Origin of the sequence: Methylomagnum ishizawai (assembly GCF_900155475.1) — a bacterium.
Taxonomy (GTDB): domain Bacteria; phylum Pseudomonadota; class Gammaproteobacteria; order Methylococcales; family Methylococcaceae; genus Methylomagnum; species Methylomagnum ishizawai_A.
In genome coordinates this window covers 1,796,390-1,821,088 of the sequence record NZ_FXAM01000001.1, presented here as the reverse complement: position 1 = coordinate 1,821,088, position 24,699 = coordinate 1,796,390, and the positions used below count along the sequence as shown (strand labels likewise).

Annotated in this window: 17 protein-coding genes; 12 read left to right on the top strand and 5 right to left on the bottom strand. The window is 64.6% G+C overall.

Translation table 11 applies throughout. The annotated features are described in order from the left end of the window. Window position 1 precedes the first annotated feature (1 nt). Window positions 2-1,933, top strand: coding sequence for a TIGR03986 family type III CRISPR-associated RAMP protein (locus B9N93_RS08220; protein ID WP_085212595.1), 1,932 nt, complete (start codon window positions 2-4; stop codon window positions 1,931-1,933). Between the two features lie 126 nt (window positions 1,934-2,059). Next, complete coding sequence (fbaA, locus tag B9N93_RS08215) at window positions 2,060-3,139, top strand: class II fructose-bisphosphate aldolase (RefSeq protein WP_085212593.1); 1,080 nt, start codon at window positions 2,060-2,062, stop codon at window positions 3,137-3,139. A 68-nt stretch (window positions 3,140-3,207) separates the two neighbouring features. On the opposite strand, the gene B9N93_RS08210 is transcribed toward fbaA, so the two are convergent. Continuing rightward, window positions 3,208-4,038: a carbohydrate ABC transporter permease gene (locus tag B9N93_RS08210; protein ID WP_085216212.1), complete on the bottom strand. Its 831-nt coding sequence runs from the start codon at window positions 4,036-4,038 to the stop codon at window positions 3,208-3,210. Between the two features lie 314 nt (window positions 4,039-4,352). On the opposite strand from B9N93_RS08210, the gene B9N93_RS08205 reads away from it, so the two are divergent. Then, window positions 4,353-5,279, top strand: coding sequence for an alpha/beta fold hydrolase (locus B9N93_RS08205; protein ID WP_085212590.1), 927 nt, complete (start codon window positions 4,353-4,355; stop codon window positions 5,277-5,279). 81 nt (window positions 5,280-5,360) lie between these two features. Here the strand turns inward: B9N93_RS08205 and B9N93_RS08200 are convergent, their stop codons facing one another. From B9N93_RS08200 to B9N93_RS08190, 3 genes are all read right to left on the bottom strand, one after another. After that, on the bottom strand, window positions 5,361-6,536 hold the full coding sequence (locus B9N93_RS08200) for an N-acetylmuramoyl-L-alanine amidase family protein (RefSeq protein ID WP_085212588.1): 1,176 nt from the start codon (window positions 6,534-6,536) through the stop codon (window positions 5,361-5,363). A 105-nt stretch (window positions 6,537-6,641) separates the two neighbouring features. Beyond that, window positions 6,642-7,103 carry a tRNA (adenosine(37)-N6)-threonylcarbamoyltransferase complex ATPase subunit type 1 TsaE gene (gene tsaE, locus B9N93_RS08195; protein ID WP_085212586.1) on the bottom strand — a complete coding sequence of 154 codons (462 nt, stop codon included), beginning with the start codon at window positions 7,101-7,103 and terminating at the stop codon, window positions 6,642-6,644. Beyond that, window positions 7,100-8,587, bottom strand: coding sequence for an NAD(P)H-hydrate dehydratase (locus B9N93_RS08190; RefSeq protein WP_125468893.1), 1,488 nt, complete (start codon window positions 8,585-8,587; stop codon window positions 7,100-7,102). The genes tsaE and B9N93_RS08190 overlap by 4 nt, the downstream gene beginning before the upstream one ends. A 222-nt stretch (window positions 8,588-8,809) precedes the next feature. Here B9N93_RS08190 and B9N93_RS08185 point away from each other — a divergent pair, with 222 nt between their 5' ends. Further along, window positions 8,810-9,559: a HesA/MoeB/ThiF family protein gene (locus tag B9N93_RS08185; protein ID WP_085212581.1), complete on the top strand. Its 750-nt coding sequence runs from the start codon at window positions 8,810-8,812 to the stop codon at window positions 9,557-9,559. 65 nt (window positions 9,560-9,624) lie between these two features. Here B9N93_RS08185 and B9N93_RS08180 read toward each other — a convergent pair whose 3' ends face one another. After that, window positions 9,625-10,551, bottom strand: coding sequence for a histone deacetylase family protein (locus tag B9N93_RS08180; protein WP_085212579.1), 927 nt, complete (start codon window positions 10,549-10,551; stop codon window positions 9,625-9,627). A 110-nt stretch (window positions 10,552-10,661) separates the two neighbouring features. Here B9N93_RS08180 and acnB point away from each other — a divergent pair, with 110 nt between their 5' ends. From acnB to B9N93_RS08140, 8 genes are all read left to right on the top strand, one after another. Further along, a complete protein-coding gene (gene acnB / locus B9N93_RS08175; protein ID WP_085212577.1) occupies window positions 10,662-13,232 on the top strand; it encodes a bifunctional aconitate hydratase 2/2-methylisocitrate dehydratase in 2,571 nt (856 codons plus the stop codon). 147 nt (window positions 13,233-13,379) lie between these two features. After that, a complete protein-coding gene (locus tag B9N93_RS08170; protein ID WP_125468892.1) occupies window positions 13,380-14,144 on the top strand; it encodes a hypothetical protein in 765 nt (254 codons plus the stop codon). 199 nt (window positions 14,145-14,343) lie between these two features. After that, window positions 14,344-17,505 (top strand): beta strand repeat-containing protein, encoded by a 3,162-nt coding sequence (locus B9N93_RS08165; RefSeq protein ID WP_125468891.1) that lies wholly within the window; start codon window positions 14,344-14,346, stop codon window positions 17,503-17,505. 264 nt (window positions 17,506-17,769) lie between these two features. Then, entirely contained in the window at window positions 17,770-20,880 is a 3,111-nt protein-coding gene (locus B9N93_RS25425) for a beta strand repeat-containing protein (RefSeq protein ID WP_176225193.1), read from the top strand. A gap of 157 nt (window positions 20,881-21,037) precedes the next feature. Beyond that, entirely contained in the window at window positions 21,038-22,393 is a 1,356-nt protein-coding gene (locus tag B9N93_RS08155; RefSeq protein WP_085212573.1) for a calcium-binding protein, read from the top strand. A 22-nt stretch (window positions 22,394-22,415) separates the two neighbouring features. Further along, entirely contained in the window at window positions 22,416-23,471 is a 1,056-nt protein-coding gene (locus B9N93_RS08150) for a TIGR03032 family protein (protein WP_085212572.1), read from the top strand. Between the two features lie 31 nt (window positions 23,472-23,502). Continuing rightward, a complete protein-coding gene (locus B9N93_RS08145; RefSeq protein ID WP_085212570.1) occupies window positions 23,503-23,859 on the top strand; it encodes a nuclear transport factor 2 family protein in 357 nt (118 codons plus the stop codon). Next, on the top strand, window positions 23,849-24,676 hold the full coding sequence (locus tag B9N93_RS08140) for a ferritin-like domain-containing protein (RefSeq protein WP_085212568.1): 828 nt from the start codon (window positions 23,849-23,851) through the stop codon (window positions 24,674-24,676). Before B9N93_RS08145 ends, B9N93_RS08140 begins: the two co-directional genes overlap by 11 nt. The last annotated feature ends 23 nt before the right edge of the window (window positions 24,677-24,699 follow it).

The following is a 24,699-nucleotide window of genomic DNA, read 5'->3' as shown; positions in this document are numbered from 1 at the left end:
CATGAACCGTCCCATCCAACACCGCGATTCCAGGGCCAACCCGTCCGCGCAGAATGCGCCCCACTCCAAGCGCGAGTTCAGCAAACCCAATATGAACGCCATCCCCCGCCCCGCCGCCGCCCTGCGCGGCATCCAAGCCCCGTATAACTTCGTACCGCTGGCCGATTGGGTGTATTTTCCGCCGTGGAGCGCGTCCGCCAGCCACGACCTGCCGTTCTCGGACGGCATCAGCGGCACCCTGGAATTCACGCTCCACACCGAATCGCCCCTGCTGGTGGCCCACGAGCAGGAGGTCGGCGAGAAGCGCTTCATCATCGCCCCCGATGGCCGTCCCATGATCCCCGGTTCCAGCCTGCGCGGTATGATCCGCAACGTCCTGGAAATCGCCACCTTCGGCAAGATGCACCTGATCGACGACCGCCACCTGGGAATACGCGACCTCTCGGGCGGGATGCCCGCCTACGCCAAGGCCATGACCGAGAAGGTGGGCCGAGCCTACCGCGCCCGCGCCGAAACCGGTTGGTTGCGCTTCGAGCAGGGGGTGTGGAAGGTCTATCCCTGCCGCCATTCGCGCATCGAACACGACGATTTGACCGCCCTGCTGGGTCCGGACGCGGGCCGCGAATTCAAGGATTTCGTGTTGGGTAAGCTCGACGACAGCCAACGCAGCGCCCAGGCCAAATACCGCAAATGGGAGGAATTGGGCGGGAGGCCGGACATCCGCTTCGAGCCCGGCCCGTTGCGCGACCATCCCCACAGCCGCGGCAACCTGCTGCGCTACAGCAAAGCCGCCCAGATCGGCCATGGCCGGCGCAAGGGCCGTTTGGTGCTGACCGGCCAGCCCAGCCCGCGCAAGCACATGGAATTCCTGTTCTACCAGACCGAGCAACACCCCATCGAACCCAGCAAGGACGTGATGCGCGGCTTCCTCAAAATCCACGAGGATTCCAAGGATTGGGAATACTGGAAGCAGCGCCATTGGCAATCGGGCGACGCCATCCCGGTGTTCTTCATCTACGAGGGCGGCCGCATCGCCTCGCTGGGCTTGGCGCAGATGTTCAAGCTGCCCTACAAGTTGTCGATCCACGACGCCCTGCGCAATTCTTCCGAGGACCATTGCGAACAGGGCCGGCTGGATTTCGTGGAGACGCTGTTCGGCTGCACCCAGGCCGAGGCCCAGGGCCGCCGCGGCCTGAAAAGCCGGGTGTCGTTCGGGGCCGCCTTCTCCGACGACGCCCGCTTCGGCGACAGCGTGACCGTCATCCTCAACAGCCCCAAGCCCAGCTATTACCCCAACTACATCCGCCAAGCCACCGCCGCCAACGGGATGCAACTCGACCCCGAAGCGCAGGGCTACACCACCCTGATGGACGAATTCGCCGAACTCAGGGGCTGGAAGCGCTATCCCAGCAAGCCCTTCCATCCGCCGCGCTGCCTGCAACCCAGTAAGGTGACTTCCACCCTGCATCCGCTCAAGACCGGGGCCACCTTCAAAGGCAAGCTCAGGTTCCACAACCTCAAGCCGGAAGAACTGGGCGGCCTGGTCTGGGCCTTGACCTGGAACGGCGACCGCAACCTCGTCCACCAACTGGGCACGGGCAAGCCCCTGGGATTCGGGCAGGTCCGCCTCGAACTGGACCGGGTCAAGCTCCAAGCCAACGACCCCGGCCTGCCCACCGAACCGGCGGGCCGGGTGCTGCAACAATGCGGGCTGATGTTCTGCGCCACCATGGAACAAGCCTGCCGCGACCAGGAACCGGGCGGCTGGCGCAATTCGCACCAGATCACCACCCTCCTGGCGATGGCCGATTCCTCCATCGGCGAAGGACGGCACCTGAACCCCATGGTCCTCGACCACCAAACCCGGCGCAACGATTTCGTCGAGGCCAAGAAGCGGGAGAATTTCTACGTATTGGAAGATTACGAACCCTGAGCGCCTCCGGGGCGGGCCGGGGTGGAACCCCAAGAACCACCGGCCCGCCCCCGTTTTCCCTGTCGTGGCGCAACCCGTTTCGGCTATAATGCCCGGCTTTCCAACCCGTTGTAGATAGGGCTTCCCATGTCACAGAAAATCCTAGACGCAGTTAAACCCGGCGTAGCCACCGGCGCAGATGTCCAGAAAATCTTCGAGATTTGCAAGGAGAACAAATTCGCCCTGCCCGCGGTGAACGTGGTGGGCACCGATTCCGTCAACGCCGTCCTCGAAGCCGCCGCCAAGGCCAAGGCTCCGGTCATCATCCAATTCTCCAACGGCGGCGCCCAGTTCTACGCCGGCAAGGGCTTGAAGCTGGAAGGCCAACAAGCCGCCATCCTCGGCGCGATCTCCGGGGCCAAGCATGTCCACGCCGTGGCCGAAGCCTACGGCGTCCCCGTGATCCTCCACACCGACCACGCCGCCAAGAAACTGCTGCCCTGGATCGACGGCCTGCTCGACGCCGGCGAAAAGCACTTCGCCGAGACCGGCAAGCCGCTGTTCAGCTCCCACATGCTGGACCTGTCCGAGGAAAGCCTGCAAGAAAACATCGAAATCTGCGCCAAGTACCTGGAGCGCATGGCCAAGCTGGGCATGACCCTGGAAATCGAACTGGGCGTGACCGGCGGCGAGGAAGACGGCGTGGACAACAGCGGCGCGGACCACGCCTCGCTCTACACCCAGCCGGAAGACGTGGCCTACGCCTACGAACACCTCATCAAGATCAGCCCGAACTTCACCATCGCCGCCAGCTTCGGCAATGTCCACGGCGTGTACTCGCCCGGCAACGTCAAGCTGACCCCGAAAATCCTCGACAACTCCCAGAAGTACGTGTCCGAGAAGTTCGGCATCCCGGCCAACAGCCTGAACTTCGTGTTCCACGGCGGCTCCGGCTCCAGCCCGGAAGAAATCGCCGAGTCCATCAGCTACGGCGTGGTCAAGATGAACATCGACACCGACACCCAATGGGCGACCTGGGACGGCATCCGCCAGTACTACCAGAAGAACGAAGGCTATCTGCAAGGCCAGATCGGCAACCCCGACGGCGCGGACAAGCCCAACAAGAAGTTCTACGATCCCCGCGTCTGGCTGCGTGCCGCCCAAACCAGCATGGTGGCCCGCCTGGAACAGGCGTTCAAGGAACTGAACGCGGTCGGCACGCTGTAAGCGTCCGCCACCGTTAAGGACGGAAAAAGCCGGGGTTCGCCCCGGCTTTTTTGTGCCCGCCGTTTGGGCTATTCCTTGACGCCGCCCAGCACCAAGCCTTCGATGTAGTACTTCTGCAAAGCCAGGAACAACGCCACCACCGGCAGCACGGTCAGCACCGCCCCCGCCATCATCAATTCCATATCCAGCGCGCGTTCGCCCATGAGGTTGGCGAGGGCCACCGGCAAGGTATAGCGCTGGCTGTCGGTGAGGATCACCAAGGGCCACATGAAATCGTTCCAGGTGCCCATGAAGGTGAAGATGGCGAGCGTCACCAGGATCGGGCGGCACAGCGGCAGCACCAACGACCAGAAGATGCGGAATTCGCCCGCGCCGTCGATGCGGGCGGCGTCGAGCAGGCTGTCGGGGATGGACAGCGCGTATTGGCGGATCAGGAAGATGCCGAAGATACTGGCGAGTCCGGGGACGACGACGCCGCCGAAGCTGTTGACCAGCCCCAGGCTTTTCAGCAGCAGGAACAAGGGCAGCATGGCGACCTGGGACGGAATCACCATCGCCGCCAGCAAGCCCCCGAACAGCCGGTCGCGGCCCCGGAAGCGCAGCTTGGCGAAGGCGTAACCGGCCAGGGCATTGAACAGGAGCGAGAGCGCCGTCACCGCCGTGGCGACGGCGAGGCTGTTGAAGGCGTAGCGGGCGATATCGAGCCGGGCGAACAGGGCGCGGTAATGGGCGAGGCTGGGTTGTTCCGGCCAAAGCGGCGGCGGGAAGCGGTTGGCCTCGTCCGGCGACATCAGGGAAACCGCGACCATCCACAGCAGGGGGAACAGGGTGAGGACGGCGGCGGCGACGAGGGCGAGGTGTAGGAGGGTGGATTGGAGGACGACGCGGAAGCCGGGCATGGGAATATTCAGGGTATTGGAAAGGTGGTTTTTAACCATTTGAGGGCGGTTTCGGTACCGTGTTTGCCACTGCGGGGTCTGGATGTGTATCGCTTATGGCTGGGCCGCATAATAGCGAAGGCGGAGCGGACATGGGGACTGGTATTATAAACGGGCGCAAGCAATAACCCGGCGGTGAGCCGACAATACCGACCCGCTGGTTTCGAGGGCGATAAACCCGCCGGGCATTGGCAAATCACCGACCGCCTTGGCGCGTACCAACGCCAAAGCGCAAAAACCGATGTTCAACTCCCGCCACCCAGTTCGATCCACCCATGAAGAAACTAATACCCCCGTTATTATTAGCCCTGTCATGCCTGGTTATTCCGGCCCAAGCCAACCCCTTGCCCAAAGGCGCGAAGAGCGGATTCGCGCAGGTGAATGGCATCCAAATGCATTATGTAAAAATGGGAAAAGGCCCGCTGCTGCTCCTATTACATGGCTGGCCGCAAACTTGGTATGAATGGCACCGGATCATGCCGATGCTCGCCGGGAAATATACCGTCGTCGCCCCGGATTTGCGCGGCCTGGGACTCTCGGAAAAAACCCGGACGGGATATGACAAGCCGACTATCGCCAATGATATAGCGGCGCTGATCCAGCATTTGGGCAGGGGTCCGGCCTTCGTCGTGGGCCACGACATGGGCGGCAAAGCGGCCTATGTCCTCGGCCTGGTCCATCCCGAATTGGTAGCCAAGTTGGTCCTAGTGGATTGCATGCCGCCCGGAACCGAGAATATGGATTCCGCCAAGGGTGGCATGTGGCATTATGGATTCCACATGGCAGCGGGTTTTCCAGAGATGCTGACCAAAAACCGGGAGCGGGAATATATCGCGGCGCAAATCAAGCAATGGGCGCATCGAAAACAGGCCATTACCCCGCAGGCCATAGACGAATATGCCAAGCATTATGCCCGCCCAGGCGGCATGACCGCCGGGTTCAATTATTACCGCGCCTTGCTGGACGATGCCCAGTTCGTCGCGGCCTATGCGGATCAGAAATTCGCCATGCCCGTCCTAGCCGTTGCCGGACGCTACGGGGTTGCCGACAAGCTTTCCAAGGCGCTGCAAGCCAAGGCCGATATTATCAAGTCGGCCATCGCCGAAGACAGCGGCCATTTCGTGCCGGAAGAAGCGCCGGCATTTTTGGTGGAGCAACTATCGAGTTTCCTAGCCCCTGCGCCACCGTCGAATACCCCTTGAATACCCAAACCCCATCACTTTGGGCACAAAAAAGCCCCGCTCTCACCACCGGGGCTTTTGCAAATCGACTGCGGGAAATCCTCAGGGCACTTCCGCCACCCGCAACCCCGCCGCCCCCGCGCTCCGACGCGACTCCGCGCAATAAGCCCTGATTCCCCGGAACACCGAACGCGCCACCCGGTCCTGGTGGGCGTTGTTGGTCAGGTTGCGTTCCTCCTCCGGGTTGGAGATGAAGGCGGTCTCGACCAGCATCGACGGCACGTCCAGCGATTTCAGCACCGCGAACTCGGCCTTCTGCACTTCGTCGTGATGCACGGCGAAATCCTTCCTGAGTTCCCGCAATACCTTTTCCGCCGCCTTGTCGCTGGCATCCAGGGTGGCGTTCTTGGACAGGTCCACCAGCACCGAGGCCAGCAGTTTGTTCTTGTCCTTGAGCTTGGGACCGCCCACCAAGGCGGCGTTCTCGCTGTCGGCCAGCCACCGCGCCGCCTCGCTGGACGCGCCGTGTTCCGACAGCGTATACACCGAGGAACCCTTCACCCCGCCGTCGGTATAGGCGTCGGCATGAATGGACACGAACAAATCGGCCCGCACCTTACGGGCGATGGCGGCGCGGTGGCGCAGATCGACGAACTCATCGCCGCGCCGCACCAAGACCGCCTTCATCCCCGGCTCGGCCTGGACATACCACGCCAACTTGCGGGCAATCGCCATCACCACGTTCTTTTCCAAGGTGCCGCCGGGTCCGATGGCCCCGGTGTCCTTGCCACCGTGCCCGGCGTCGATGGCGACCACGAAGGAATGGACCGGTTTGGCGCGGGCGCGGGCGGAATTGGTGGAAGCAGCCGCGGGTGCCGGGACGGCGGACGGGGTCCACTCCACGGTCAGGCGGGCGTGGTCGGGCCATTGCTCCATGCGGGCCTGATGGGGGGCGTTGCGCTTGGTCTCGACCAGGAGGCGGAGACTGCCTTTGGCCTTGCCGGGCAAGGAGCCGATCCGGGCCGCGACCGGATGGGCGGCGGGCGGTTGTGCCAAGCCCCCGGCCAGGGCGGTATCGGCCAGTTCGATGGCGAGCGGCGCGTCGCTTCCCAAGTTGATCACCCGATACCCCGGCACCCCGCTAAAATCCACCATCAAACGCGGATGCGGCCCCGCCCCCCATTGCACCGATTTCACCCAGACCGCGGCCGCGCCGGATTCCCCGGACACCCACACGGCCAGCCACAATAAACCACCCCATACCGATTTTTTGTTCATGTTGGATACCCCTGAAGCGCTTGGGAAAAATAGCCGCGCATTCCACGCTACGCAAGCTTTCGAGCGGGACTTATTACGCAAAACCGAATCACCGGGGCGACTCCATCACCCCGCCGCCCACGCGGCCAGGATCGCCCTGCCCTGTTCGCTCGTCGCCGCCAACGTGGCGCGGCGGCTTGGCCCCAGGATTTCCAGGCGGATATCCAGGTCGGCCCCCGGCAGGAGTCCCGCGCCGCGTTCGGGCCATTCGATGAAACAGGTGGCTCCGGGCCGGAGATAATCGCGGATACCCATCCATTCCAGTTCCTCCGGGTCGTTCAGCCGGTATAGGTCGAAATGGAACAAGGTGCGGTCGGGCAGCGCGTATTCCTCGACCAGGGTGAAGGTCGGGCTTTTCACCGCGCCGGTGAAGCCGGTCGAGCGTAGGCAACCGCGCACAAAGGTGGTTTTGCCCGCGCCGAGATTGCCGTGCAGATAGACCAGGCAGCCCGGCGGCAGATGGCGGTAGAGCCGGGCGGCGAATTCGAGGGTGGCGGCCTCGTCGGGCAGGTCCAGGACCGCATTCATCGGTTCACCCAGCGGCGCAAGGGAGCCATCAAATCGCCCGCCAACAGGCCACGCTCGCCATCGCGGGCGGCTTCGTCACCGGCGGCGGCATGGAGGCGCACGCCCAGGGTGGCGGCTTCCAGCGGCTCCAAACCCTGGGCCAACAGCCCCGCGACCACCCCGGTCAGCACATCGCCCATGCCGCCGCTAGCCATGCCGGGATTGCCCGCGATGCACACCCTGGGCAATTCGTCCGCGCCGACGATGAGCGTGCCCGAGCCCTTCAGCACCACCACGCCGCCATAGCGGTCCTGCAAGGCGCGGGCGGCGGCATAGCGGTCGCGCTGCACCGCCGCCGTGCCGGTCCCGAGCAAGCGCCCGGCCTCGCCCGGATGCGGGGTCAAGACCCAGCGCTCGCAGCGGCGCGGCTGCGCGGCCAGGAGGTTGAGGGCGTCGGCATCGACCACCAAGGGCAGGCCGCTGTCGATGGCGGCATCCAGCAACAGCGCCGCCCAGTCCGAACGCCCCAGTCCCGGTCCCACCGCCGCCACCGTGGCCCGGCCCAGCAGGTCTTGCGCCTCGTCGCGCCGGGTGACGCCGTGGCACATGAGTTCGGGCCGGTCCAGATTCAGGAAAGCCGCGTGTTGCGGGCGGGTGCCAAGGCTCACCAGCCCAGCCCCGACCCGCGCCGCCGCTTCCGCCGCCAGCCGCGCCGCGCCGCTATAGCCCTGTTCGCCGCCCAGCACCAGCACATGGCCGAAATGGCCCTTGTGGGCATAGCGCGGACGCGGCGGCAACCCCTGCGCCAAGGGCGGCAGCAACAGGGCCGAAGGCTTGACCGCGTGTTTCACCATGGGCGGGGTCTCCAAATCGGCGAACACCAGTTCGCCCGCGTATTCCAGTCCCTCGCCGGTACACAAACCCTGTTTCAGGCCGATGAAGCTGACCGTGACAGCGGCCCGCACCGCTACGCCCAGCGCCGCCCCGGTATCGGCGCACAGGCCGGAAGGAATATCCAAGGCCAGCACCTTGCCCCGGAAGCGGTTGACGGCGCGGATGACCTCGGCGAACAAGCCCTCGACCTCGCGGTCCAGCCCGGTGCCGAACAGGCCGTCCACCAGGATTTCCGCGCCCTCGAAATCCGCCGGGATGAAATCCAGCACCGCGCCGCCCGCCGTCCGGTATTCCTGATAAGCCGCCAGCGCATCGCCCTTCAACCCCGCCAGAGGCGCGACCGGATAGACCCGGACATCCCAGCCCGCCTCATGGGCCAGCCGCGCCACCACATAGGCATCGCCGCCGTTGTTGCCAGCCCCGCAGATGGCCGAGAGGGTCCGCGCTGTGGGCCAGCGCTCGCACAGCGCCGCGAAGGCAGCGGCACCGGCCCGACGCATCAGTTCCAGCCCCGGAATGCCCAGGATGTCGATAGCGTAGCGGTCCATGGCCCGCACTTCCTGGGCGCGGTGCAATTCTTTGGGCAGGGTTCGGGGCTGGGTTTGGATCATGGGCATACCTCGGGCGGGTGATTCCGGTTATTGTGGCGTAAAACGGGAAACAGTGGCGAGTGCCGCAACAAGAGCGACCATTCCCAGGGGCTGGAAAGCCCGTCATTATCGGCGCGGATGCCGAAATCCAGCGTCCAGGGAACGGCAAGCGATGGCCCTATTCCCGCCCCGGCCCGCGCCGACCGATAATCCCCGTCCCAACCACCGACCGAACCAAGCTCCATGGACGACCACCAACTCCTGAGATATAGCCGCCACATCCTGTTGCCCCAGATCGACGCCGGGGGCCAGGACAAGCTATTGCACGCCCGCGTCCTGGTGATCGGGCTGGGCGGGCTGGGTTCGCCCGCCGCCATGTACCTCGCCGCCGCCGGCATCGGCGAACTGGTGCTGAACGACTACGACCGGGTCGATCTTTCCAACCTGCAACGCCAGATCATCCACGGCACCGACAACCTGGGCGAAGCCAAGGTCGAATCGGCCCGCAAGACCCTGGCCCGGCTCAATCCCGATATCACGCTCCACACCCTGGACCGCCGCCTGGAAGGCGCGGACCTGGACGCCGCTGTGGCCGCCGTGGATGTGGTGCTGGATTGCTCGGACAATTTCGCCACCCGGTTCGCGGTCAACGCCGCCTGCGTCAAGGCCCGGAAGCCTCTGGTGTCCGGCGCGGTGATCCGCTTCGAGGGCCAACTGGCCGTGTTCACCCCCGGCCAGCCCGACAGCCCGTGCTACAACTGCCTGTATCCGACACAAGGAGAACTGCCGGAAAGCTGCGCCCGCAACGGCGTCATCGCGCCCCTACCCGGTATCGTCGGCGGGATGCAAGCGCTGGAGGCGATGAAATTATTGCTGGGGATCGGCGAGACGGCATCCGGGCGATTACTGCTGTTCGATGCCCTGAACCTGGAATGGCGGCAGATGAAATTGCGGAGGAATCCGCATTGTCCGACTTGTGGGGTGGGGGAATAGGAGTTTGCAGTCGGAGCGGGCATGGAATACGTGCCCGCCCTACCCAGCTTGCCCAAACCCTCGGCTCATGTGGACAGCAGCGTCCGTACATGCGCCGCCACGCTGCGGCCCAGCGCGTCCAGGTGATACCCTCCTTCCAACAACGACACCACCCTGCCCGCACAATGCTGGTCGGCGAGTTTCATCAATTCGCCCGTGGCCCAGGCGTAATCGTCCTCGCCGAGTTTCAATTCCCCCAGGGGGTCGTCGCGGTGAGCGTCGAAACCCGCCGAAATCAACACCAGTTCCGGCGCGAACTTGTCGATGAAGGGCAGAATCCTATCCGTGAGCGCGGCGCGGAATTCCTGGGAGCCGCTGCCCGCCTTCAAGGGCGCGTTCATGATATTGCCCACCCCGGTTTCCTGGACGGTGCCGGTGCCGGGATACCAAGGCGCTTGATGGGTGGAGGCGTACAGCACCTCCGGGTTCTTGGCGAAGGCGTCCTGGGTGCCGTTGCCGTGGTGGACATCGAAATCCAGGATCGCGACCTTCTTGATGCCGTGGCGTTTGCGGGCGTGTTCGGCGGCGATGGCGATATTGTTGAATAGGCAAAAGCCCATGGCCTGTTCGGGCGTGGCATGGTGCCCTGGCGGACGGAGGGCGCAGAAACCATTCCGCGCTTCTTTGGCGAACACCGCGTCCACGGCGGCGCAGGCCGCACCGACAGCGTGCAAGGCCGCGTCGCCCGATTCCGGCGACAGGATGGTGTCGGCGTCGAGGTAGCCGAAGCCGATCTTGGGCACCCTATCGAACACCCGCTTGACGTGCTTTTCGCTGTGGATCAGCCGCAGGGTGTCGAGGTCGGCCTTGGGCGCTAGCCGCCGGTCCAGCGCGGCGAATTCGGGCTTTTCCAGCGCCTTGGCAATCGATTCCAGGCGGGCGGCGCTCTCGGGATGGCCCAGGCCGGTTTCGTGGTGCAGGAAGATGGGGTGGGTATAAAGTAGGGTGTTCATGGCATGGTTCCGGCATGGCGGGGGGGTTGTGGAATCATATAATAACCGGGCGCAGGGTTGGGCCGGACCGCGGCCCAACTCGGACCCCATCACCACTCATAGGGCTTTACATGCTGCAAGACTACCGCACACACGCCGCCGAACGGGCGGAGCAAGGACTGGTTCCCAAACCCTTGAGTCCCGAATGGACCGCCGGGCTGGTGGAACTCATCAAGAATCCCCCGGCGGGCGAGGCGGCGTTCTTGCTGGACTTGCTCGCCAACCGCGTCCCGGCGGGCGTGGACGAAGCCGCCTATGTCAAGGCCGGTTTCCTGGCCGCGATTGCCAAAGGCGAATCGGTGTCGCCGATCCTTGCCCCGGCCCGCGCCACCGAACTCCTGGGCACCATGCTCGGCGGCTACAACGTCGCGCCCTTGATCGAATTGCTCGACAGCCCGGAACTCGGTCCCATCGCCGCCAAAGGCTTATCCCATACCCTGCTGGTATTCGACGCCTTCCACGATGTGCAGGAAAAGGCAACCCAGGGCAACGCCCACGCCCAGGCCGTGCTGCAATCCTGGGCCGATGCCGAATGGTTCACCAGCCGCGCTCCTGTGGCGGATTGCGTGACCGTCACCGTGTTCAAGGTACCGGGCGAAATCAACACCGACGACCTCTCGCCCGCCCAGGATGCTTGGTCCCGCCCGGATATTCCGCTGCACGCCAAGGCCATGCTCAAAGTGCCCCGCGACGGCGTGACCCACGCCGAAACCCAAATCGCCGAACTCAAGGCCAAGGGTTTCCCGGTCGCCTTCGTCGGCGACGTGGTGGGCACCGGCTCTTCCCGCAAATCCGCCACCAACTCGGTGCTGTGGTACATCGGCAACGATATTCCCCACGTCCCCAATAAGCGCGACGGCGGCGTCTGCATCGGCGGCAAAATCGCCCCGATCTTCTTCAACACCATGGAAGACTCGGGCGCCTTGCCCATCGAGTGCGATGTCACCCAACTCAACACCGGCGATGTCATCGACATCTACCCTTATGCCGGGGTCGTCAAGCGCCACGACGGCGGCGCGGTGGTCTGCGAATTCGCGCTCAAGAACGACATCATCCTCGACGAGGCCCAGGCGGGCGGACGCATCCCCTTGATCGTGGGCCGTGGCCTCACCGACCGCGCCCGCAAGGCGTTGGGCCTCCCGGTTTCGACCGTATTCCGCCGTCCCGTGCCCCAGGCCGACAGCGGCAAGGGCTACACCCTGGCGCAGAAGATCGTGGGCAAGGCGTGCGGCGTGGCGGGCATCCGGCCCGGTACCTATTGCGAACCGCACATGACCACCGTGGGTTCCCAGGACACCACTGGACCCATGACCCGCGACGAATTGAAGGACTTGGCCTGCCTCGGCTTCTCCGCCGATCTGGTGATGCAGTCGTTCTGCCATACCGCCGCCTATCCCAAGCCGGTCGACGTGCAGGTCCACCACAGCCTGCCGGACTTCATCATGAACCGCGGCGGCGTGTCGCTGCGTCCGGGGGACGGCATCATCCATTCCTGGCTGAACCGGATGCTGCTGCCCGATACCGTCGGTACCGGCGGCGATTCCCACACCCGCTTCCCGATTGGGATTTCGTTCCCGGCGGGATCGGGCTTGGTGGCGTTCGCCGCCGCCACCGGCGTCATGCCGCTGGACATGCCGGAATCGGTGCTGGTGCGCTTCAAGGGCACCATGCAGCCCGGTATCACCCTGCGCGATTTGGTCCACGCCATTCCCTATGCGGCTTTGCAGCGCGGCCTGCTGACCCTGGAAAAGAAGGGCAAACAGAACGTGTTCAATGGCCGCATCCTGGAAATCGAGGGCTTGCCCGATCTCAAGATCGAGCAGGCGTTCGAACTGGCCGACGCTTCCGCCGAGCGTTCCGCCGCCGCCTGCACGGTGCGGCTGAATCCCGAACCCATCGCCGAATACCTGCGTTCCAACATCGTGCTACTGAAATGGATGATCGCCCAGGGCTATGGCGACGTGCGCACGATCACCCGCCGTATCCAGGCCATGGAGGACTGGCTGGCGAACCCGGTTTTGCTGGAACCCGACGCCGACGCCGAATATGCCGCCGTCATCGAGATCGACCTGGACGAGATCAAAGAGCCGCTGCTGTGCTGCCCCAACGACCCGGACGACGCCAAGCCCTTGTCGGCGGTGGCCGGGACGCATGTGGACGAGGTGTTTTTGGGGTCGTGCATGACCAACATCGGCCATTTCCGCGCCGCCGGCAAGATTCTCGACCAGTTCGGGAAGCAGGTGCCGGGCCGCTTGTGGATTGTGCCGCCGACCCGGATGGACCAGACCGAACTGACCGGCGAGGGCTATTACGCTACTTACGGCAAGGTCGGTGCCCGGACCGAGGTGCCGGGCTGTTCGCTGTGCATGGGCAACCAGGCGCGGGTCGCGGACGGCGCGACGGTGGTTTCGACCTCGACCCGCAACTTCCCGAACCGCATGGGCGCCGGGGCCAATGTCTTCTTGGCCTCGGCGGAATTGTCCTCGGTATGTTCGGTGCTGGGGCGGATTCCCACCGTCGAGGAATATATGGGCTATATGCACAGTCTGGAAACCCAGGCGGAAGATACCTACCGCTATATGAATTTCGATCAGTTGGCGGATTATCAGCGGAAAGCGGAAAAAGTCGCCGTGGCGGGCTAATCCACCCAGCCCAAGCGCACAAAAGCGGGCGTGAATTTCACGCCCGCTTTTTTTGTTGTACCCTAGGCCCGGAGCGGGACCGGCGGGATTTCGAATCCGATGCCATCCTTTCACCCAGAATAGCCCAACCCAAGATACCGACTCGATATGAACCCACCCATTTACGCCGCGCTATCCAGCATTCCTGGACGGGAAGACATGCTATCGCAAGTCGTGGCATCGATCCTGCCCCAGGTGGACCACCTCTACCTTTGCCTGGACGGCCACCGCGAACCCCCCGATTTCTTGCGCGGACCCGGCCACGATAAAATCACCTTGAAATTCAGTCAACGGGGATATCCAAAGGCGAAATTCGCCATGATCGAATCTATCGAGGAAGGGATTATCCTCAGCATAGACGACGATATCGCCTATCCAGAAGATTATGCCAAAACCCTGGTGGCCGGCTTGCGCAAATACCCCGGCCCCACCATCTGTGGATTCCATGGGCATTTGTTCACGGATACCCCGGATTTCACCGATGTCAGCAAAATCATTTCCTATCAAAGAACGCTGAAGAAAGACACCTATGTCCACGCCGTCGGTTCCGGGATCGCGGCGTGGGACGCCCGGTACTGCAAAGTGAAAGCGGAGCATTTCCCCTTCTCCGCCGGGGCCGATTCGCAACTGGCGGTGCTGGGCCAGAAAAACCGATGGCCTTTTGTCCTGCTCAGCCATACCGCCAAATGGTTGGTCCCGTTATGGCCCGAAGGGACCGATGGCATCCGGCGGGTCGGGGAATCGTGCATCTGGACCCATACCAAGAAAAACCTGGCTTCCCGCCTGAATGCCCGCCCCGCCAACCAATGGGCGGTAGCCCAGGTCGAGCAGTGGGTACTCCATACCCACGAGAATAAACCGGGTCCGGAATAGGCTTCGGGCCTCCATTCCAGGGCGCGAGTCCCCGGCGATAGGCAAGGGGCGGGCATGGTTTCCATGCCCGCCCCTTGTGTTTGGCACCGGGCCACGGGGCGGAATCTGTCTGCCTCATTTTGCGGACACCCTGGCGCGGGCCAACATAGGCCAAGCCAAACGGCCTCATCCGATCCACCCACCCGCCCAGGCCAATCCCATGACCACCTACACCTTCAGCCAGCTCCATTACAAACAGACCCTCGACTTCGACCCGGCGACCGATATCCTGGTGTTCGACAAGCCCGGCGACCATGCCGCCAACCTCGGCTTGCGCCAGGACGGCGCGGATTTGCTGCTGTCCCTCCAAGGCATGACCATCCGCCTCGCCAACCTAACCCTGGGGCAGCTTTCCAGCGCCCATTTCAGCTTCCCCGACGGCGGCAAGCTCCTGGTCGGCGATGACACGCCCGGCACCGCCAACGACAACCTCCCCAACCTGTTGATCGGCGGCGGGGGCCGGGACTACCTGAACGGCCTGGGCGGCGCGGACCTCATGACCGGAGGCGGCGGCGACGATGTGTACGTGGTGGACAATCCCGGCGATATCGTGATCGAACACGACGCCGATCCTGGCCAGATCGACAGCGTGTCTTCCTATCTCGCCGCCTACAGCCTGCCCGACCGGGTCGAGCGCCTACGCCTATTGGCACCGGGCGACAGCGATGGCACCGGCAACAGCCTCAACAACCTGATCCACGCCAGCCCCGGCGACAATATCATCGATGGCGGCCAGGGCATCGATACCGTGAACTTCCACACCGGCACCTATGGCGCCGTGGGGGTGGCGGCCAATCTGGCGACGGGGCAGGTCAGCGGGGGTTCCGGCCACGACACCCTGCTGCATATCGAGAACCTGATCGGCACAAGGTTCGCCGACACCCTGGTCGGCGACGACGGCAAAAACGTCCTCGATGGCGGCGTTTACGGGGCCGACGCCCTCTACGGCGCGGGCGGCAACGACGTACTGCGGGTGGCGAGCCTCGATTTCGCCGCCATCGACGGCGGCACCGGCACCGACACCTTGGCCCTGCCCGCAGGGGCGCGGCTGGATTTGGCCCAGGTCGGCCCGCGCCTCCACGACATCGAAATCCTCAAGGCCGGGAATTCCGGGGCTTTGCTGCTGACCGCCGACGCGGTGCGGAACCTTTCCAGCAGCACCGACACCTTGATCGTACAGGCCGGCGCGGACTACCAAGTCTATACCGACCTGGGCTGGAGCCAGGGCGGCGACGCCCAATTCCAGGGCCGGACCTACCATACCTATACCCAAGACGGCACGGCCCTGTGGCTGGATAGCGCCATCGCCCAGGTCCACCTCAACGCCACGCTGCCGCTCGCCGCGCTCGACGGCAGCCAAGGCTTCCGAATCGACGGCGCGGCCCCCGGCGATGGGCTGGGCTGGGTCGGCGGGGCCGGTGATATCAACCGGGACGGTTACGACGACTTCATCGTCGGCGCTTCGGAAACAGATCCCCAAGGCGAATTCAGCACGGTGGGCTCGGCCTATGTACTCTATGGCACGGCGGGCGGTTTCCCCGCCGCGACCGACCTCGCCCAACTCGCGCCGGAGGACGGCTTCCGCCTGGATGGCGTGGACCCGTCCGCCTATACCGGCGGCGCGGTCGGCGGGGCCGGGGATGTGAACGGCGATGGCTACGCCGATTTCCTGATCGGGGCCGCCCACGCCACCCCGGCCAACGACTACGCGGCGGGAGCGGCCTATCTGGTGTTCGGCAAGGCCCAGGGCTACCCGGCGGTGTTCGACCTCGCCACGCTCGACGGCGACAACGGCGTCCGTTTCGACGGGAAGGGCTCGTGGACGTTCACGGGCGGTTCGGTCGGCGCGGCGGGGGATGTCAACGGCGATGGCTATGCCGATATCATCATCGGTGCGCCCGGCGCGGGGGTCGCTTCGGTGGTGTTCGGCAAGGCCGGGGGGTTCGCGGCGCATTCGGACCTGGACCTGCTCAACGGCAAGGACGGCTTCCAGATGCAAGGCGGCGCGGATTCCACCCAAACCGGCGTCTCCGTGGCCGGGGCGGGCGATATCAACGGCGACGGCTACGGCGATCTGATCGTCGGGGCGATGTGGAACCAGGCCAATGGCCATGATTCCGGCTCCAGCTACGTGGTGTTCGGCAAGGCCGGACGCTTCCCCGCCGATATGGCGCTGGGCCAGTTGAACGGCACCGACGGTTTCCGGCTGGACGGCAGCGCCGGCCAGAACGCGGGCACCTCGGTGAGCGGCATCGGCGATATCAACGGCGATGGCCGCGCCGATCTCGGCATCGGAGCCAGTTGGGCCGATCCCGACCAAAGACTGGGCGCGGGTTCGGCCTACGTCCTGTTCGGCAAGACCGGAGGCTACGCGCCCACCCAGAACCTCGACCCGGTCGATGGCACCCAAGGCTTCCGCATCGACGGCGCGGAATGGATGGACCGGCTGGGGATCGCCGTGGCCGGGGCGGGCGATGTCAACGGCGATGGCTACGACGACATCATCGTCGGCGCGTTCGGCACGGCGGCGTTCGACCAGCCCTATTCTTCTTCCTACCAAGGTTCCGCCTATGTGCTGTTCGGCCACGCGGGCGGCTTCCCGGCCCATATCGATGTCGCCCACCTCGACGGCAGCCAGGGCTTCCGCCTGGACGGCGTGGGGGTCTCGCCCTATTTCGGCGTCTCGGTGAGCGCGGCGGGCGATATCAACGGCGATGGCTACGACGATATGGCCATCGGGGCACCGGGGGCCGATCCGGGCGGCAAGGACAACGCCGGTTCCGGCTATGTGCTGTTCGGGCGGAATTTCACCGGCGGGGCGGTCCAGCAAGGCGGCACCGGCGACGACATCCTGATCGGCACCACCGGGGCGGACCGTTTCGTCGGCGGCCTGGGCAACGATCTGATGATCGGCAAGGGCGGCGCGGACGCCTTCTCGGGCGGGGCGGGCAACGACACCCTGCGCGTGGCCGACCTCGGTTTCCTCCGCGCCAATGGCGGCGCGGGGATCGATACCCTAGCCCTCGACGGGAGCGGGCTGTCGCTCAATCTCGCCCATGAGCGCGGACGCCTGGAGGGCATCGAGCGGATCAGCCTCACAGGAACGGGCGATAACACCTTGTCCATGAGCCGGCGCGACGTGGCCGACCTGTCCGACACCAGCAACACCCTCAGGGTGGACGGCGACGCTGGGGATCATTACCGCTTCTCGGACGGCGGCTGGACCCAAGGGGCCGACGTGACCCTGGTGGGCGTGGATTACCACAGCTTCGATAACGGCGCAGTCCATGTCTTGGTCAACGCGGCGCTGAGTGCCGTGTAGCACGCCGTCACCTTGGGCGGGTCCGGGCGAGGCTCGCCCCCGTAGATACGAAATCCCCAAGCGAAAGCCGGTTACGATGAAGGTGCCAGCCACTTGGTCCAACCGGCTTTTTCATACCCGGCAAATACCCACTAATTGGCCCGGAACCCAAGCGGTTTGAGTTATCAACCATTATTCTGTACCTTACCGCCCGTTCAAAACACCTGCCTTGTTCCTGCCTTGCTTAAACCGGCGCCGTATAAGCTTCAACTTGGAGATACAGGCATGGCCCTCTATAAGTTCAGCACCCTGGCCAATAACCAAACCCTGGCTTTCAAGCCCGGTATGGATATCTTGAACTTCGATAACACCGCCCTGCTGGCGGCATCGGGCGTGTTCGCACAGCACGGTGCGGACCTGTGGATTACCTATGCCAACAAGACCATCAAACTGGTCGGAATGGCCTTGGGCCAAGTATCCAGCACCCACTTCAGCTTCGCCAACAGCGGCAAGGTCTTGGTCGGCGACGACATGCCCACCATCGCCAACGACGCCGCGGCGAACACCCTTATCGGCACGGCCCGGTCGGATTATCTAGATGGCCGGGGCGGAGCGGACACGATGACCGGCGGCGATGGCAGCGATCTGTATGTGGTAGATAACACCGGGGATAAAGTAATCGAGACCAACCCCCAACCCTCCCAGATCGATACCGTCAAGTCCTATATCAGCTATACCTTGCCGGCCAACGTCGAGAATCTACGGCTGATGGGGGTCGGCACTCTCAATGGCACTGGCAATGGCTTAGCCAACAATATCTATGCCAATGCGGGCAATAACGTCCTCGATGGCGGTGCGGGCAACGACACGCTGTCGTATCTGTACGCTGGAGCCGGGGTGAAGGTGAGCTTGGCCGTGACCACGGCCCAGGCGACCAGGGGTTCCGGTTCGGATACGGTGAGGAATTTCGAGAACCTGAGCGGCGGTATCTTTGCCGATACGCTGACCGGCGACAGCGGCAATAACATCCTCAACGGCAACGGTGGCGCGGATAGCCTTCTGGGCGGGGCGGGCGACGATACCTTGGTGGTGCCCAGCCTGGCTTTCCAAGGCTTGGATGGCGGCGCGGGCACCGACACGCTGAAGCTATCCGGCTCCAATCTGACGCTCGACCTCACCGCGCTGGGGGCACGGCTCAAGAACCTGGAAGCCATCAACCTCAACGGCGCGAACCTATTGGGCCTGACCCCGGCCAGTGTGCTGGGGCTGTCCGGCACGACCGACAAGCTAGTGGTGGATGGCAACGGCAAAAGCGTGGTCAACGCGGGCGGCGGTTGGACACAGGGAGCGGATGCCGTCGCCAAGGGCCATACCTATCACGTTTATACCCAGGACGGGGCCACGCTGTGGGTGGATCGAAGCATCGCGGCGAATATCGATGGCGTAGTGCCGCTTTCCAGTTTGAATGGGACGAATGGATTCCATCTGAACATCGGAGCGTATGCCGCGCCGACCACTTCGGTCAGCGGGGCGGGCGATGTCAATAACGATGGCTACGCCGACCTGATTATCGGGCCTTACCAGCTAAATGCCGGATATCCTGGCTCCAGCTCCAGCTTCGTGGTATTCGGCAAGGCATCGGGATTCGGGGCCAGCCTGGACCTGTCCACGCTCGGCGGCAGCAACGGCCTCCGGCTCGACGGCATGGCGACCACACATGTCACGTCGGGCACTGCGACTTTGGTCAGCGCGGCGGGCGATGTCAATGGCGATGGCTATGCCGACCTCATCGTCGGGGCACCTTCATCCGAACCGCACGGGATTGATTCGGGCTCCAGCTACGTGGTATTCGGCAAGGCGTCGGGATTCACGGCCAACATGGACCTGTCCACGCTCGACGGAACCAATGGTTTCCGATTGGACGGCGCGACCGCGTATGACTTTTCGGGCATTTCGGTCAGCGCGGCGGGCGACGTCAATGGCGATGGTTATGCCGACCTCATCATCGGGACGTCTTACGGCCTGCGCGGGATCGGAACTTACTCGGGTTCCAGCTACGTGGTGTTCGGCAAGGCGTCGGGGTTCGCGGCCAACATGGACCTGTCCACGCTCGACGGAACCAATGGTTTCCGATTGGACGGCACGTCGAAGGTTGAGCAATCGGGTTTTTCAGTCAACACGGCGGGCGATGTCAACGGCGATGGCTATGCCGACCTCATCATCGGGGCTTGGGCAGCCAGCCCGCACGGGATTGTTTCGGGTTCCAGCTACGTGGTGTTCGGCAAGGCGGCGGGGTTCACGGCCAGCCTGGACCTGTCCACGCTCAACGGCAGCAACGGCTTCCGGTTGGACGGCGTAGCGGCACTCGACTGGTCGGGGTTTTCGGTCAGCGCGGCGGGCGATATCAATGGCGATGGCTTCGCCGACCTCATCATCGGAGCACCTGGAACCGATTCCAGCTACGTGGTATTCGGCAAGGCATCGGGGTTCGGGGCCAACATGGACCTGTCCACGCTCAACGGCGGCAACGGCTTCCGGCTGGACGGGAACGGTGATGTGAACGACGAATCGGGCTTTTCGGTCAGCGCGGCGGGCGATGTCAACGGCGATGGCTATGCCGACCTCATCATCGGAGCTTGGGCAGCCAGCCCGCCCGGGCCTTACTTAGCCGGTTCCAGCTATGTGGTGTTCGGTAAGGCGTCGGGGTTCGCGGCCAGCGTGGACCTGTCCACGCTCGACGGCAGCAACGGCTTCCGGTTGGACGGCGCGGCGGCGTATGCTTCTTCGGGCGCATCGGTCAGCGCGGCGGGCGATGTCAATGGCGATGGCTTCGCCGACCTTATCGTCAGCGGCTCCAGCAGCGTCATCTACGGCGGCAACTTCACCGGGGCCGTCACCCAGTTGGGCAGCGCCAGCGCCGACACCCTCAACGGCACCCGCGCTGCCGAGCGCTTCGTCGCGGGCCAAGGCAACGACACCCTGACCGGCGGCGGCGGCAAGGATGTGTCCTACGGGGGCCAAGGCAACGATCTCATCAAGGTCAACGACCTGGGTTTCCAAAAAGCCGACGGCGGCAGCGGCACCGACACCCTGATGCTGACCGGCGGCGGTCAAAACCTGGATTTGGCGAACTTCCGCAACCAGCTTTTCGACATCGAAAAGATCGACCTCACCGGCAACGGCAACAACACCCTGACCTTCCTCAAGCGCGACATGCTGAATCTCAGCGACACCGGCAACACCTTGCAAGTGGACGGTAACGCCGGGGATCATTACCACTTTTCGGATACCGGCTGGGTCCAAAAGGCCAATGTCACCCTGGTCGGCACCACTTACCATGTCTTCGACAATGGCGCGGCCCATGTCCTGTTGGATGCAGCCCTGACCGCCGTGTAGCGGCGGCACACACCACAACCCCATCCCGACGGCGGTATCGCGCCCATCCCCACCGCTTGTCGGGAAGCCTCCCCCCAACCACCGCCCTTCCCGGTTTATAATCGCCCCATCCCCCGGACACCCATCCCGGCTTCCGCTACCCACCCGCGATACACCCATGGCAACCTACGATTTCGGCGCATTGGCCGACCAGCAAACCCTCGCTTTCGCCCCGGCCCAGGATACGCTGTGGTTCGGCGACCCGGCCTGGGGCGCGGCGGCGGTGGCCCTCGGACAAGCGGGCCGCGACCTGTGGCTGTCCGGCCCGGACAAAACCATCGTGCTGGCCCGAACCCAAGCAGCGAATCTCGCTTCCGCCCATTTCGGCTTCGCCGACGGCAGCCACTTATTGGTCGGCGACGACACTCCCGGCACCGCCCTGGACAATGCCGCCAACCTGCTGACCGGCACCGGCCAAGGCGATTATCTGGAAGGACTGGGTGGCAACGACACCCTGGATGGCGGCGGCGGCAACGACCGCTTGATCGGCGACCGGGGCAACGACCGCCTCGACGGCGGCACCGGCGCAGACCTGATGCTGGGCGGCGTGGGCAACGACAGCTATGTCGTGGACGACCCTGGGGACACGGTGCTGGAAAACCCCGGCGATGGGCTGGACACCGTGCAAAGCTGGATCGATTACACCCTGGCCCCGGAGGTCGAACGCCTGGCGCTCTTGGGCAATGGCACGCTCGCGGGTCATGGCAACACCCTGGACAACCGCCTGACCGGCAACGCGGGCGACAACGCGCTGTGGGGCGGGGACGGCGACGATACCCTGCTTGGCGGCAGCGGTTCGGACACTTTATATGGCGAGGCGGGCGGCGATTTCCTGTACGGCGGGAGCGGCAACGACACACTGTACGGCGGGGATGGCTGGAACGAACTCCACGGCGGCGGCGGACGCGACGCGCTGTATGGCGGGGCCGATAGCGACCTGATGGACGGCGGCGCGGGCATCGACACCATGGCGGGCGGCGACGGCAACGATCTCTACAAGGTGGACAATCCCCGCGACCAAATCGACGAAGCGCCCGGCGGTGGCGACGATATGGCGGTCAGCACCGTGCCCTATACCCTGCCGCCCAATGTCGAATATCTATTGCTGCCGGGGGGCGACCGCCCCGGCACCGTCCCGCTGCAAGCCGAGGCGGCGGGTTCGGATACCTTGATCTTCAACGGCCACGGCCTGAACCTGGACCTGGGCGCGGCCATCGCCGAATACGGCTTGGTCCGGCTCGACGCCATCGACCTCGGCGACGCGGCGGACAATCGCTTGAACCTGGACCGGCAGGCCGTGCTGGACCTCGCCCCCGCAAGCGGCATCCTCCGCATCGACGGCGCGGCGGGCGACACCCTCCATTTCAGCGACGGCGGCTGGGTCGAGGGCGGCAGCGTGACCCTGCTCGGCACCGCCTACCACAGCTTCGCGAACGGCCCGGCCCAGGTGTGGGTCAACGCCGATTTACTCTAGCCATCCCCACCGGACCCGACGCATGGAATCCCAACAACCCGCCCCCACCCTGGAAATCAGCGCTTCCCGCCAACTCACCGCCTGGATGGCGGAAACCGGGATCAGCTTCGCCTTCACCACCTACCAAATCGGCAAGCTGTTCTTCGTAGGGCTGAAACCCGATGGCGGCCTGTCCCTGTTCGAGCGCAGCTTCAACCGCAGCATGGGCCTGTGCGCCCAGGGCGATAGCCTCTACCTCGGCAGCCTCTATCAAATCTGGCGCTTCGAGAACCTGCTGGAACCCGGCCAGACCCAGGACGGCTACGACCGGCTTTATCTGCCCCAGGTCGGCTATACCACGGGCGATGTCGATGCCCACGACCTCGGGGTGGACCGCGACGGGCGCTTGATCTTCGTCAACACCTTGTTCAGTTGCCTCGCGACCCTGAGCGAAAGCCATAGCTTCGTGCCGGTCTGGAAGCCGCCCTTCATCAGCAAACTCGCCGCCGAGGACCGCTGTCATCTCAACGGCTTAGCGATGCGCGACGGGCTCCCCGCCTTCGTCACCGCCATCAGCCGCAGCGATGCCGCCGACGGTTGGCGCGACCGCCGCCGCGATGGCGGGGTGGTGGTCGAGGTCGGCAGCGGCGAAACCGTGCTGTCCGGGCTGTCCATGCCGCATTCGCCGCGCTGGCATGACGGCAGGCTGTGGCTGCTGAATTCCGGGACCGGCGAATTCGGCTATGTCGATGCCGCCGCCGGGCGGTTCGAACCGGTGTGTTTCTGTCCCGGCTATCTGCGCGGCTTGAGTTTCCATGGGGCTTACGCCTTGGTCGGCCTGTCCAAGCCGCGCCATAACAAAACCTTCGCCGGGTTGGCATTGGACGGACGCTTGCAGGGGCGCGATGTGGAACCACGCTGCGGAGTGCAGGTGATCGACCTCAGGAGTGGCGATCTGGTGCATTGGTTACGACTGGATGGCCTGGTCGAGGAGTTGTACGACGTGGTGGCGCTGCCCGGCGCGCGGCGTCCCATGGCCTTGGGCTTCAAGACCGACGAAATCCGCCGCGTCTTGAATGTCGGGCCGTTTTCCGGCTGAATGCCTCTTTTCCCCTCCCGAGACCCCAACCATGGACCCCGATTTCGCCCGAGACTTCGCCGCCGAATGGCTGGCGGCCTGGAACAGCCACGACCTGCCGCGCATCCTGGCGCACTACGCCGACGACTTCGAGATGACTTCGCCCATGATTCAAAAGCTGGCCGGCGAAGCTTCCGGCATGCTGCGCGGCCAGGCGGCGGTGGGCGCGTACTGGGCCAAGGCGCTGGCGCTGATTCCCGACCTGCATTTCGAGCCTATCGCCACCTTGGTCGGCGTGGACAGCCTCGCCCTGCATTATCGCGGGGCGGGCGGGCGTCTGGTGATCGAAGTGCTGCGCTTCGGCCCGGACCTGAAAGTCATCCAGGCCAGCGCCCATTATGCCGACTGAATCCTTCCACGCCCTGGCGGAAGCCTGCCTGTATTCCCCATCCATCGCCGCCAAGCTCGCCGCCACCGACCGGGCGGCGGCGGCGCTCGCATCCGGCCATCTGGACTTCGCCGCACCGGAACCACCCCGCCCGGCCACCGCGGTCCGGTTTCCCGAGCGGCCCCGTCTGGTCGATCCCCGCGATTTGCCGCGGCGGGGTTTGCATACCGCCGCCGGGCGCATCGCCTTCCTGCATGCCCTGGCCCATATCGAATTCACCGCCATCCATCTGGCCTTCGATATCGGCTACCGCTTCCGCGACATGCCCGACGCATTCCGCCTGGATTGGCTGCGGGTCGCCATCGAGGAAGCCAAGCATTTCCGCGCCCTGGACCAGCGGCTCGGGGATTTCGGCGGGACTTATGGCGATTGCCCGGCGCACCGGGGTTTGTGGGATTTGGCGGAAACCACCGCCGACGATGTGCTGGCGCGGCTAGCCCTGGTGCCGCGTTTCATGGAAGCGCGGGGCTTGGATGTCTCGCCCGGCATGATCGTGAAATTGCAGCAACTCGGCGACACGCAAAGCGTCGTCATCCTCGACATGATCCTGCGCGAGGAAATCGGCCATGTGGCTTGCGGCACCCGCTGGTTCCGGGAAGTCTGCGCGGCGCGGGGTTTGGAGCCGGAGGCGGCTTATTTCGACTTGGTGCGGACCCACATCAAGGGCGGGGTGCGGGGGCCGTTCAACCGGGAAGCACGGCTCGCGGCGGGGTTCGGGGAGGGGGAGTTGGCGCGGTTGGAGACGCTGGAAGCGGGATCATCGGCCCGCACGGCATAGCGCCGCCGGGCCGATCAGATTTT